Raw genomic sequence first — 12,758 nt, 5'->3', positions numbered from 1 at the left:
GGGAAATGCGCCCTGCCCGGAGTTTTCATCTGCCGGCAATGATCTATTTGGCAGTTGCCCTGGGAGAGGTTTCATTGAGCCACAGGTTGGTAAAATCCTGGAGCATCATCTCAATGGCAACGGCTTCCACGCCGTTGACCCAGGGCTGGTAGGCGATGATGGCCTTGTTGTAGTTGAAGAACCAGCCCGGGGCATCTTCAAAGAAGAACCGGTCGGCCTGTTTGAGCAGGTCCAGGCGTTTTGCCGGATCCTTTTCTATTTTTGCCTGGTCCAGGAGCCCATCGAATACGGGATTCGCATAAGCAATATAGTTGCCGGAAGAGGGCAGGGTCCTGGAGTGGAACCGGTTCAGGGACGCCAGGGGGTCGGGGCCGGATTCCAGGGACCAGATAAAGGCCTGGTAATCGCCTTTTTTCAGGCGCTGGGAAAGCATGCCGCCTTCAAGCTGCTGGGGTTTGACCCGGATGCCGATTTTCTTCAGGAAGGGGATGATGGCTTCCACCACCCGGACCCCGTAGGACTGGGAGTTGGTGGCCAGAACTTCAAGGTCGAATCCACCGGCATAACCGGCTTCGGCCATCAGTGCCTTGGCCTTTTTCAGGTCATAGGCATAGGGGGCCAGTTCCGGATCAAAAGCCGGGGAGGATGTGGGCAGAAATGAGGTGGCTTTGAAGGCCTTGTTCTTGAGCAGTTTTTTGATGATCAGCTCGGAGTTCAGGGCATGGTTGATGGCCTGGCGGACCCGTTTGTCGGCAAGGGGGGCATAGGCCTGGTTGAATCCCATGAACCGGGTGTACATTTCAGCCACTTCGATCATGTTTTTGGAAATTTCAGGATCCCGCTGGTAGACATCGTACTGGGCGCCGCCCACCAGGTTGGCATCCAGTTCCCTGGCCCGGAAAGCCATGTCCCGGGCAGAGCCTTCGGGCATGATTTTATAGACCAGTTTGTCGATATAGGGTTTGCCCGGTTCAAAATAACCGTCGAATTTTTCCAGGACGATCTCGCTGCCTTTGATCCATTTGACGAATCTGAAGGGACCGCAGCCCACGGGTGCGGTTCCGAAGGCGTCCCCTTTGGCCTGGATTTCCTCTTTGGGTACAATGGCGGCTTCGATTTTATAAAGCTGGTATCCCAGGTCCGCAACGTGGTCCAGGGTGATTTGAAGGGTGAAATCGTCTATCTTTTTCAGGCCGGAAATGGTCTGGGCCTTGCCGTCCTGCACCGCCTTTGCCCCTTTGATGACTCCCACATATGAGGCCGCGGAGGAGGCGGTTGCGGGGGCCATGATCCGGTTATAGGAGTAGATGATGTCGTCGGCGGTCATGGTCCTGCCGTTGTGGAATTTAACATCGTGTCTGAGTTTGAAGGTGTAAACCATGCCGTCTTCGGAGACATCGACGGCAGTCGCCAGTGCAAGAACCGGTTTGTTCTGGGCCGCGTCCCATTTGTAGAGGCTTCGGAAAATGTTCAGCCCCACGATGTAATCCTGGGTGTTGCCCGTGCGCTGCATGTCAAGGGAGAATACATCTCCTCCGTAGGGGGCGCAGAAAACAAAGGTGCCGCCGGTGCGGGCGGCCCATGCATTGGTGCAGGCCAGCATGCCGATGGCAAGAACCGACAAAAGAATCGTTAACTTTTTTTTCATGGTTTCTCCATTTCAATAAAGGTGGTTGTCAACCGGCGTTCAGGGTCGTGGCTGCCGGCCGCAATCGGGACGGCGGCCGGCAAATCCGCCAGTGCTGCCGCTTACTTAACTAAATGCATAATATAATTTTCATAAAATTGATTAATTCATGCGATATGTGCTTGTCAAGAATAATTTTTTCTAAGATATCTTAGATATATCGCAGAAAATATTCTTATCGCGATGGTGCTACCTTGGGCGCGACGCAGAGAAATGGGATTGATTTCGCGTACATTATAAATTTGTCTGGCCAGGTCCCCCGGGATGCCGGGGGCGTGACCGCATAAATAAAAAAATATTCTTGATGGGAAATTTTCCCATGTGATATGAAAAAAGCAAAGGGAATTAGATTAAATTTACACAGGGAGGCACATGGCACAGGAAACGGCAGATCAGAGCGAGCTGAGAATTCAGGAAAGTGTGGGATCCAAGATCCGTGAACTCAGAAAGGCAAAGGGCCTGAGCCTGATCCAATTGTCCGGCCACATCGGCATCTCCCAGGGGCACCTGTCCAAGATTGAGACCGGAAAAGCTGCCATTTCCATCAAGGCCCTTTCCCTGATCTGCCGGTTTTTTCGCCGGCCCGTGGATTATCTGTTTCAAAAGGAAGAGACCACCCACATCATCGGCACCCTGAATCTGGGGGAAGGGCCGGAAAAGGAGAGTGTCATACGGCTGGCCAAAGATGTCCGTAGCGCAACGGATGGACAGCTCTCCCTGGTGCGGCTGGAGGCGGATCAGTTGGGCGGCGGCGTCAATCCCGTCGAGCACCTGAAAAACGGTTCCATCCACCTTTTCATGGATGATCTGGCATTGTTTCGGGCCTGTGTACCGGATTTTGACCTGTTTGCCCTGCCCTATATATTCCCCGCCATGGACCATCAGCTAAGATTCCTGGCGTCAGATTTTTTCCGGGATAACTTTACCAGACCCCTCACGGACCAGGGGGTTCGGTTCATCAATCCGAGGTGGAACTGGTTCCGTGGGGTGGAGCGGGTGTTGGTCTCCAGAACCCCCGTGTTTTCTCCCGCAGATATCCGGGGACGGCGGGTGCGGATCTATGAGTCAGAGGTGCTTAAGCTGTATTGGCGCCTGATGGGGGCCGAGCCGGTCTCCGTACATTGGGAGGACCTCAACCGGGCCTTTGATGAGGGAGAGATCGACGTGATTCCCTGCCATAAATCCCATGTCTATCCCATGGGCTTTTCCAGGCAGGCCAAATATGTCACCCGGATCGGGGATATGCCGGACATCGTCTGCGTGGCCATGAACGAGGCCCGCTATCGGATGCTTTGCCCTGGCTCCCAGGAGGCGCTCACCGCCTGCAGCGATAAAACAGGGGACATATTCACCGGCCTGGCCCAGGAGAAGAACGAACCCTATGAATCCATGAATATCCGGGAAAACAGCGCTGCCTATATCCGGGTGGATCACCGGCCCTGGCAGGCACCCGTAAAAGAAGCCCTGAAGCGCTCTGTTGCGTCAGGGCTTTTGTCCGGGACGGTTGTCAGCGCTCTGGAAAAAAATAACAGGCAGCAGGATTCTATCTGAGTTTTTGAATTTTTACTTTGAACCTTGGCCATACTTGGCGGCATCCGCCTCTTTCTGATTGGGCCGCAAGATCATTCCCAATGCCCCAGCATTGCTCACAACAAATTTGCTTTACGCTAAGATTTGCTATAGTATAGATTCATATCTCCATCCAAATGGAAGTTATGGGTTTTTCAATTCCAATTTGGGACACCTGCTCAAGCAACATCAGGTTCATATTCATCTAGTTTGTTAAGTATTTTCGCTTTTGGCTATTCTTTTTTCTGTAAATGGAAGTTTAATTTTTTCACATACAGGACAGAACTATGAAAAAATGCGAATGGGAACTTGTAATTGATGAAAATGAAACGCATTATGAATCCGAGTGCGGTGGTGAATGGTTTTTTTTCGAGGGGAGCAGAGAAGAGAACCAAATGGTCTTTTGCCCGTTTTGCGGTGAACTGATTTACGAGCAGGAATCAGCAATATAACCATCGGAATATCCAACGGCATTATAAATACGGCCATTGCCGTATCCGCACCATTCTTTCTGAAGTATTCCCAGGTACCATAAATCTGCTTTTCAGCAAGGGATACAATTTTTAAATCATTGTTTTGTATCCTGCCCAAAAAAATTTTTTTTAAATTGTATCCTATTTTTATCTGCGGAATTGTATCTTGTTGTTTAATCAAAAGATTATAAAATTTCAGGCATAAGCCAATAACCAGACTCAAAGGAAATGAAAAGCCGTGAAAAACATTATTTACTATGCGTTGACTGTTTTGATATGGGGATCGACCTGGATCGGTATCAAGTTCCAACTGGGGCGGGTTGACCCCATCCTTTCGGTGGCCTATCGATTCTCCCTGGCTGCGGTTATGTTGATGATCTGGTGTGCCCTCCGGCGCCTGAACATGCGCTTTACCTTAAAAGAGCATTTGTTCATGGCGCTCCAGGGCCTTTTCCTCTTTGCATTGAACTATTGGCTGTTCTATGTGTCGGAACTTTATATCACCAGCGGTCTGGCCGCCGTTATTTTTTCCACGGTTCTCATTTTTAACATGATTAATGGCGCCGTTTTTCTCAAGTCCCCCTTTGACGCAAGAATCATCGTGGGCGGGATTTTCGGATTATGCGGCATTGTGCTGGTTTTTAAGCCGGAGTTCCATGCCTTTCATTGGGAAGACAAGGCCCTGGTAGGCATTGCCGTTGCATTCGCTGCCACCCTTCTGGCCTCCCTGGGCAACATCATCTCCGCCAGGAATCAAAAAAATGGCCTTCCCGTTGTTCAAACCAATGCCTGGGGAATGACTTACGGCGCCTTGCTGATGCTGGCCGTTGCGTCCCTGTCAGGTAAGCCATTTGTATTGGATCTGTCCTTGGAATATTTAGGGGCCCTGGTTTACCTTGCCCTTTTCGGCTCAATTGTGGCCTTTGGCTGCTACCTGTCCCTGATCGGGCGCATCGGAGCGGACCGGGCTGCTTACGCCACCCTGATTTTTCCCATTGTCGCCCTTATCATTTCAACCATCTGGGAAGATTACCATTGGAGCAGCGAGGCCTTTGCCGGTGTCGGATTGATTCTTTGCGGGAACCTGTTTATGATGAAAAAAATCTCCATTGAGGAGATGAAAACAGGCGTAAAGGGCCTTGCGGGAATTCTTCCATGGGGAGCAAAACCCTCTGCGCTGCCTTCGGATTTCATTGCCAGCACCCCACGCCCCTGCAGGGAGAATTATGAGAAAAAAGCCTCTGTATGAAAATGTTGCGGAAAAAATTTTAAGCCTGGTGGATGAAGGCACCTTTCAGCCCGGCGAGCGGATCCCGTCCATCCGGGCCTTAAGCCGTCAGTTCAAGGTCAGCATAAATACGGTGAAAACGGCTTACGGATTTCTTGAAGACCGGCGCGCCATCGAATCCAGGCCGCAGTCCGGCTACTATGTCTGCCCGCGCCTGCCCGGTATCCCTGCAGGCCCCCAATACAGCCATAGCCGCAGGCCGCTGAATCCGACTGAAATCACAGACAGCGAAGTGGTGATGCGGGTGATGGGTGATGTGATGAATCCCGATCTCATTCAGTTTGGAGCGGCCATACCCGATCCGGAACTGATTCCGGTAAAAAAACTGAACCGCATGCTGGCTTCGGAGAACAGGCGGTTCCCCGGGGCAAGCATTGGTTATGCCGTGACACCCGGGAACAAACGGCTGCGCACACAGATCTCCAAACGGATGGTCCGGGCCGGGTGTTCCGTGAATCCGGAGGAAATCATCATCACCAATGGGGCCAGCGAAGCGGTTTTTCTGGCCCTGAAAACCCTTTGCCAAAAGGGGGATACCCTTGCCATCGGCACCCCGATTTATTTTAATTTCCTGCAGATGATTCAAAATTTGGGGCTTAAAGTGCTTGAAATCCCCATGTGCCCGACCCGGGGCATTGAAATTGATCTGCTCGAAAAGGCCTTGGAACGGCACTCCGTGGCCGCATGCCTCATTCTTTCCAACTTCAATAATCCCCTTGGCAACTGCATGCCGGATGAGGCGAAGCAGGCGCTTTTGCAAGTGGTGAAACGGGCCGGGGTGCCTCTGATTGAAGACGATATCAACGGTGACCTTTCTTTTTCCGGCCATCGCCCCTCAATGATAAAATCCTGGGATGACCAGGGCCATTCCCTGCTCTGCGCTTCATTTTCAAAAAGTATTGCCCCGGGATACAGGGTCGGCTGGATTGTTCCGGGCCGCCATTTTGATGCGGTGATGTATCAAAAACTGGTGATCAATATTGCCACGCCTACCCCGACCCAGCTGGCCATGGCGGAATTCCTTGTCAGCGGCGGGTATGACAACCATCTTCGAAAAATCCAGAAGGAATATGCCAAAAAAGTCCTTCAGATGTCCAATGCCGTCGGGCGTCACTTTCCTTCCGGGACCAGGATTACGCGGCCTGAGGGCGGGTTTACCCTTTGGATTGAGCTTCCGGGGTCGGTGGACAGCCTTAAATTGTACAGTATGGCCGCCCGTCAAGGGATCTCCATTGCACCGGGAGCCATTTTTTCCACCACGGATCAATTCCGGCATTTCATCCGCTTGAATGCGGCCATGTGGTCTGACACCACCCGGTGGGCGGTCAAGGCGCTGGGTAAGATGGTATCCGATCTGATTTAAGGCGTTGACCCGGTTGCCGTGTCCTTTTCCTTTGCCAGGTAATGGCGTGGCCAGGCTGCAATGCTTCCCCGCCCGGATTTCCATGAGGTCCCGCTTCCGGGGCATGGGCGACAACGCCTTAAAGCCCTTTAATCCAGAATCTCTTTTTCTCTGAAAACGTCCCGGGCGGCATTGACCCCGTTGATTGCCGCCGGGAATCCGGCATATACGGCCATTTGAAGAATCACCTCAATGATCTGCCCTTTTTTGCATCCGACATTGAGGGCGCCGTGGATATGCACCTTTAACTGGGGAGCCGCCGTGCCCATGGCCGTTAATGCCGCAACCGTGGCAAGCTCCCTTGATTTCATGTCCAGGCCCGTTCTTGAAAAGACCTCACCATAACCGAAATCGATGATCCAGTCGGCCAGTTCCGGGGCGGTATCCTTGAGGCTCTCTATTACCTGCTCTCCCGTGGCCCCGGTGATTTGTTTCAATGCCTTTAATCCTTTTTCACGTGATGATGGCGTCATGATTTCTCTCCTTTTTTATCGGGTTCAGGGCCAGGTTAAACCAGGTGGAAAAATACATCCAATATATTTATAGACTTTCAGTAATATGTATTTTGTATTATATACAGGGAATGGAATTGCGCCTTTTACGATATTTTCTGGCCGTGGCCCGGGAACTGCATTTCGGCAGGGCTGCAAAAACCCTGAATATCTCCCAGCCGCCCCTGAGCCAGCAGATCATAAAGCTGGAACAGGAACTCGGGGTGCCGCTTTTTATCCGGAACAAGCGGATGGTAAAACTGACTGAGCCCGGAAAGGCGCTTGTCCGGCATGCGGAGAAGATACTGGGTATGGTGGAAAATGCCCGGACGGATATTTCCCGGATTTCTGCGGGGGACAGGGGAACCATATCAATAGGCTATGTCGGGCCGGCCATGGATTCCTTTCTGCCTGATATTATCCGGGGATTTAAACAAGAATATCCTGAGGTGGAATTAAGGCTTGCGCAGATGAACACCTGCGACCAGCTGTCGGCGATACTGAACGGGTCGGTTCAGGCCGGGATTGTCCGGCTGTTCGGCCAGGACACCTCCGGCTGCCATACCCGCGTTATTCACAGAGAGGCCTATATGCTGGCCGTTCCCTCCCACCATCCCCTTGCCGGCAAAGCACAGGTGCCCCTGGGCTCGCTGAGGGGGGAACAGATTATATTTTTTTCCCGGAAGATCCAGCCTGCCCTGTTTAACGAATGGCTGCGTATTTTTTCCCTGGCCGGTTTTACCCCTGATATCGTCCAGCAGACATCCTCGTACCACAGTGCCATCCCCCTTGTGGCGGCCGGGCTCGGCCTGGCCATTGTCCCCCGGTCCAGTACGCTGAGCCGGCGGAAGGGCGTGGTATTCAAGCCGATAAATGGAGAAACGCCGAGGCTGTCCCTGCACCTTTGTCATTTAAAAGGGACTGCCCATCCGGTACTGGCCAATTTCAAGCAATACATCCGGAAAACCCTGCCGGACGTATCCGCCGCAGGTCCTTTCTAACCGGCTCCGGTGGAGGCGGGTTCCGGAAGTCAATAAAGATTGCAGGGGGTGAAACTGTGGTGCACTTTTTTTCATCATTCTGTATCTGGACAAATACAAAGAAATATTGATAGGTGGGGCAGAAGGGTTGAATTCTGGGCCGAAAGACTATCATTTGTCGGAAACAGGAGGATATATGGAACACGTTTTCAGCAGTACCGGACATGAACTCAAACTTCCGAATATTGTCGGCGGCCAGGGCGTATACCTGTTCGACGATAGGGGAAAACGGTTTATTGACTTGGAATCGGGGACCTGGTGCATGGCGTTGGGTCACAATAATGAACAGGTAAACAGAACGGTTAAGAAACAAATTGATTCATTGGTGCATGCCGGATTCTGTTACTCCAACCACATCCTTGAAAAAGCCTCAAAATCCATATTGCGGCGGATCGGTTTTGATGACGGAAAATGCACCTTTCTCTGTTCTGGCAGCGAGGCCATAGAGATACTGAGACAGATATCAAAACATCTCACCGGAAAAAATATTTCCATGACACTTGAGGATTCATACCTTGGCGCCTATTCTTCTGTTACCGACAGAAACCGGTCCTGGTATGTTTTCGACTGGGAACCATGCAAAGCATGCAAAAAGAATGCGTGCTGCGACCCAGCCTGTCCGCTGCTCAAGGAGATTCCCCATGATATATCGGAGTTTATTTTTGAACCGGGAAGCTCGTCGGGATTTGTGCGGTTTCCGCCAAAAGCGCTGATTCAAAACATCGTTACGATCATTCGGAAGAATAAGGGCAAGATAATCGCAAACGAAGTCACCACAGGGGTTGGCCGGACGGGCAAATGGTTTGGATACCAGCACTATGATATCGAACCGGACTTAATTGCCATGGGTAAAGGAATCGGAAACGGATACCCGGTCAGTGTGGCGGCAATCAACCGTGAGACACTCGGGCAACTTGAAAGGACTCCCTTTAAATACGCCCAGTCCCACCAGAATGATCCCTTGGGGGCTGCGGTTGTGCATGAGGTGGTGCAGGAGATTGAGAACAACGATCTCATAAGGGCGGCTGAGGAGAAAGGCGTCCGATTTCTGTCCCAGCTTCATTCCCTTGTGGATAACGAAATAGTCCTTGATGTCAGGGGCAGGGGAATGATGTTTGCCGTGGATCTGAGAGATAAGGATATGGCGGATGCAATTTACAGCGGCCTTATTGAGCAGGGATACATCCTGGGGAACAGAGGGGCGGCGTTCAGGATTGACCCCCCGTTGATTCTTTCCGAAGCCGATTTTACCGGGTTTATCAATACATTTAAGGGTCTCCTGTCCTCTATTCAACTGAAGAGATAGCCATTGTTTTCACCCGACTTCGGCCAAAAGGGCGGCCCCCGGCCTCTATCGGGGTCCGGGAAGCGGGGCGTATCAAGCCGGCCGGATGCGGGTTTTGATATGGAAACGGAGCATCATGAGCAGGGCGGAGGCTGTTAAGCTGATGAGCAGGCCGTACCATATTCCGTATATGCTCAGCCCCCAGTGAAAGGCAAGGGCGTAGCCCGAGGGCAGGCCGATGAGCCAGTAAGCGGCCAGGGTGAGGGCGGTGGGAATCTTCATGTCCGTGAGACCTCTCAGTATGCCTATCCCGACGGCCTGGGTACCGTCGGATATCTGGAAAAAGGCCACGATGACCAGGAGCAGGGCGGTGATCCGGATGACTTCCGGGTCGGATACATAAAACCCGGGCAGGGTATCTCTGAAAAGGACAAAGGCCAGGCCGGCCAGGGCCATGAAGCCCATGCAGAGGAATACGGCACTGAAGCCTGCGCTCCTTACATTGGGCCCGTCGTTGCGGCCCAGGGCGTTGGAAACCCGGATGGTGCCGGCGGCGGAGATGCCCATGGCGCACATGAATGAGATGGAGGCCAGGTTCAGGGCGATCTGGTGGGCGGCCAGTTCCCGCACCCCCATCCACCCCACAATCACCGATGAGGCAGTAAAGGCAGAGACCTCGAAGAAGTATTGGCAGGCCCCGGGGATGCCGATGGCCAGCAGCCGTTTGATGAGGGCTGTGTCCAGTTTTCCGGAATACCGCCCCGGGTCATACCGTTTGAGGGCCGGGGCGTTGAGCAACACCGCCATGAGGCAAATCGCCATAAAGGCCCGGGATGAAAAAGTGGCGATGCCGGCGCCGGTGAGCCCCAGGGCCGGGGCGCCGAGGTTGCCGAAAATGAACACCCAGTTGACAAAGATGTTCACCAGGTTGGCGGCCAGGGTGATGACCATGGCCGGCTTGAGTACGCTTATCCCTTCGGCAAACTGCCGGAAGGACTGGAAAAGCATCAGGGGCAGCATGGAAAGCCCCAGCACCTCCATGTAGACCATGGCCGGCCCTACAATGGCCTCGGGCTGGTTCAGGAAGGGGATAAACCGGGCCGCAATAAAGGTGGCCAGGCAGAGGAGGATTCCCGTGGCCATGTTGACCATGAGGCCCTGCCGGAGGATGGTGCCGCACTCCCTGTCCCGGCCGGCGCCCTTGGCCATGGACACAAGAGGGGTGATTGCCATGGATATGCCGATGCCCGTTACCATGATCAGGGTGAACAGGCCGTTGCCTAAGGCTGCGGCGGCCAGGGCGTCTGCACCCACGCGGCCCACCATGGCGTTGTCGGCCACGGACATGGTCAGCTGGCCGATCTGCCCCACAATCATGGGCAGGGAGAGGACAAGGGTATCTTTGATGTGTCTGGTATACATTCTGGATTCCGTCCCTTTGTTTTAAACCTTTTTGAAAATCGGCCATTAAAGACTAAATGGCGGCATAAATCAATGATTATTAACCACATTTTTCATTTTTTGGTTCTCTCCCCTCTGTTAATTCGGACCTTCTTGTGGTATGTTTCTATGTTTTGAAGATGACAAGCCCTGAAATTTCCGGAAAGCGTGTAGGAGATAAGACCACATGGGACGGTTGAACCTGTTTGAACTGAATGTAAAGAAAATAAATGATCTGCCCCTGATTTACGAGGCCCTGATTCCAGGGGACTGCAATTTTTTTCAGGATGTGCGGCGGTACCAGAGCATCGGCCCCCACCTGGAGATCCGGGTCATCGGCGTGGATGGCCGCATGGAACTGGATCCGGATATGGAACCGGTGCCCATGAACAAATTGAACAATTCCGAGCGCAAGGCGCTTGTGGACTACCTCACCGTACGTGCGGCCCGGGGAGACAACATCGGGCATGCCTGGGCCTTTTTCCGGCCCCTTGACAAAAAGAAACCCATTGTGGCTTTCGGTGGCAATGTGGTCCACAGCGACGCATCCGTGGGCAAGGAACGGGTGCGGCAGCTTCTGGCCTACCTTCAAAAGGAAAAAGGGGTAAGCCAGATGAAGCAGTTCTGGTTCCCCAGAATCGCCGTTGCTGTTTTAATTCTGGCCGCCCTTTTTGCCGGGATCAAGTACGGCAATCTCATGGATAAATTTCCTTTCAGCTTTAAGCGGCTGACAGGCAGCAGTACCAGCAGTGGCCCTGAAATGGAATTTTATGCATCGGTATTTCCAATGGTGAGTGAATGGATGGCCGATGATACATCAGAAAATTACAGCATTGCCGAGGACCTGCTGCGACCTGAATACATCTCCGGGATGCTGGCCACCATGGATTTGGATGCCTACCGGGCGGCTGATGCAAAGGACCGGAACCAGGGCAGCCGCCTGGTCCTTTTTGCCTATTTCAATTACAATAAACAGGTGAATAGTGTCATATCCCGGCACCAGGCCGTCCTGGCCGGCACGGAATTCATGCGTCTGGCACGGATTTATTCCACCGACAGGTCCGGTTATGCCTCAAACATTTTTTATTTCAAGGTGGGGGACCTGGACATCCGGCCGGCGGAGATTTCCAAATACATGAAGCAAAACATGATCTCCTACCGGGATTTTAAAAAAATCAGGGATGAAAACGCCTTTGCCGCCCTCATGGAAAGCGACAATATCAGCTACAAAATGAAGGGGTTCCTTGAAAATGTCTATACATTTACCCCCCTGCGCATCGAAACGCCTGTCAAGGGGAACCAATGGTATCTGTTGACCCAGAAGGATCAATCCGGCAACCTGGAGTTTGCCGCATTTTTCAATGCAGATAAGGCCACCCTGTTGCCCAAGCGCATGGGCAGCCTGCTACTGGGAAGGAAAAAGCTGGACAAGAGCCTGACCTGGTACGGGCTCGACGAAGGGCAGGCCACGAAACTGAAGCTCTCCGACGATGCGTTGACCTATTTTACCCGGACCACCGGCCATGCCCGTCAGCTTGAGATCGTGAGGGAAAAGATCAAATCCCTGGGTCTCAATGCCCTGAAGGGCGGGCAGATCAGCGTGGCCGTTCACCGGGAGCTGCTCATGGGCGATACCCGGGGGAAATACGGGATCCAGACCCATGATCCCCTGGCCAGCCTGGTGCTTTCCAACCTGATCACCAAATCTTCCTTTGAGAAAGAGGCCCGCCTCTCCCTGAAGCGGGATCCCATCCAGGTGAACACCACCCTGGTGCAGCTGTCTAAAGAAGACAGCCTATCGGTGCAGTCTTTGACCATCACACCGGGCACCACCAATATCATCCGTCTTTTCGAGCCCCTGGACAGCTTCAGGGCCACCTTCAAGGACGGCAAAAAGGCTGTATTCGAAAAGGCCAGCGTGAACCTTTTCAATCCCTTTACATTTATGATTTCCAAGGACAGCATCACCTTCAGTTTCCGGGATAATATCGAGGATATGGAAATTGACCTGGGGGATGCCCAACTCAAGATCGTAAGGGCAACTGACGGTAACTACCAGATTATAGACGCATTTTAATCGCCA

The 12,758-nt window shown here is 52.7% G+C and carries 10 protein-coding genes; 6 read left to right on the top strand and 4 right to left on the bottom strand.

The genetic code is table 11. The features are described 5' to 3' along the window. Positions 1–43 precede the first annotated feature (43 nt). A complete protein-coding gene (locus HUN04_12310) occupies positions 44–1,648 on the bottom strand; it encodes an ABC transporter substrate-binding protein (GenBank protein WDP90435.1) in 1,605 nt (534 codons plus the stop codon). Positions 1,649–2,059: 411 nt separating this feature from the next. Between HUN04_12310 and dctP the strand changes: the two genes are divergently transcribed. Continuing rightward, positions 2,060–3,238 carry a TRAP transporter substrate-binding protein DctP gene (dctP, locus tag HUN04_12305; protein ID WDP90434.1) on the top strand — a complete coding sequence of 393 codons (1,179 nt, stop codon included), beginning with the start codon at positions 2,060–2,062 and terminating at the stop codon, positions 3,236–3,238. Positions 3,239–3,541: 303 nt separating this feature from the next. On the opposite strand, the gene HUN04_12300 is transcribed toward dctP, so the two are convergent. Beyond that, positions 3,542–3,952, bottom strand: coding sequence for a hypothetical protein (locus tag HUN04_12300; protein ID WDP90433.1), 411 nt, complete (start codon positions 3,950–3,952; stop codon positions 3,542–3,544). Positions 3,953–3,967: 15 nt separating this feature from the next. On the opposite strand from HUN04_12300, the gene HUN04_12295 reads away from it, so the two are divergent. Further along, positions 3,968–4,978, top strand: a complete 1,011-nt coding sequence (locus HUN04_12295; GenBank protein WDP90432.1) for a DMT family transporter — start codon at positions 3,968–3,970, stop codon at positions 4,976–4,978. Beyond that, the gene (locus tag HUN04_12290; GenBank protein ID WDP90431.1) at positions 4,956–6,380 is read left to right on the top strand and encodes a PLP-dependent aminotransferase family protein; all 1,425 of its coding nucleotides are present in this window, start codon (positions 4,956–4,958) and stop codon (positions 6,378–6,380) included. The genes HUN04_12295 and HUN04_12290 overlap by 23 nt, the downstream gene beginning before the upstream one ends. A gap of 128 nt (positions 6,381–6,508) precedes the next feature. Here the strand turns inward: HUN04_12290 and HUN04_12285 are convergent, their stop codons facing one another. Continuing rightward, the gene (locus HUN04_12285; protein WDP90430.1) at positions 6,509–6,892 is read right to left on the bottom strand and encodes a carboxymuconolactone decarboxylase family protein; all 384 of its coding nucleotides are present in this window, start codon (positions 6,890–6,892) and stop codon (positions 6,509–6,511) included. A gap of 116 nt (positions 6,893–7,008) precedes the next feature. On the opposite strand from HUN04_12285, the gene HUN04_12280 reads away from it, so the two are divergent. Both HUN04_12280 and HUN04_12275 read left to right on the top strand, forming a co-directional pair. Continuing rightward, positions 7,009–7,911 carry a LysR family transcriptional regulator gene (locus HUN04_12280; protein ID WDP90429.1) on the top strand — a complete coding sequence of 301 codons (903 nt, stop codon included), beginning with the start codon at positions 7,009–7,011 and terminating at the stop codon, positions 7,909–7,911. A 175-nt stretch (positions 7,912–8,086) separates the two neighbouring features. Beyond that, entirely contained in the window at positions 8,087–9,256 is a 1,170-nt protein-coding gene (locus HUN04_12275) for an aminotransferase class III-fold pyridoxal phosphate-dependent enzyme (protein ID WDP90428.1), read from the top strand. A gap of 72 nt (positions 9,257–9,328) precedes the next feature. On the opposite strand, the gene HUN04_12270 is transcribed toward HUN04_12275, so the two are convergent. Next, complete coding sequence (locus HUN04_12270; GenBank protein ID WDP90427.1) at positions 9,329–10,657, bottom strand: MATE family efflux transporter; 1,329 nt, start codon at positions 10,655–10,657, stop codon at positions 9,329–9,331. A gap of 205 nt (positions 10,658–10,862) precedes the next feature. Here HUN04_12270 and HUN04_12265 point away from each other — a divergent pair, with 205 nt between their 5' ends. Further along, positions 10,863–12,752: a hypothetical protein gene (locus HUN04_12265; GenBank protein WDP90426.1), complete on the top strand. Its 1,890-nt coding sequence runs from the start codon at positions 10,863–10,865 to the stop codon at positions 12,750–12,752. Positions 12,753–12,758: the final 6 nt, after the last annotated feature.

The organism is Desulfobacter sp. (assembly GCA_028768525.1).
GTDB lineage: Bacteria > Desulfobacterota > Desulfobacteria > Desulfobacterales > Desulfobacteraceae > Desulfobacter.
Note: the sequence above shows the minus strand (reverse complement) of the source record. Positions and strands in the feature narration are given on the sequence as shown.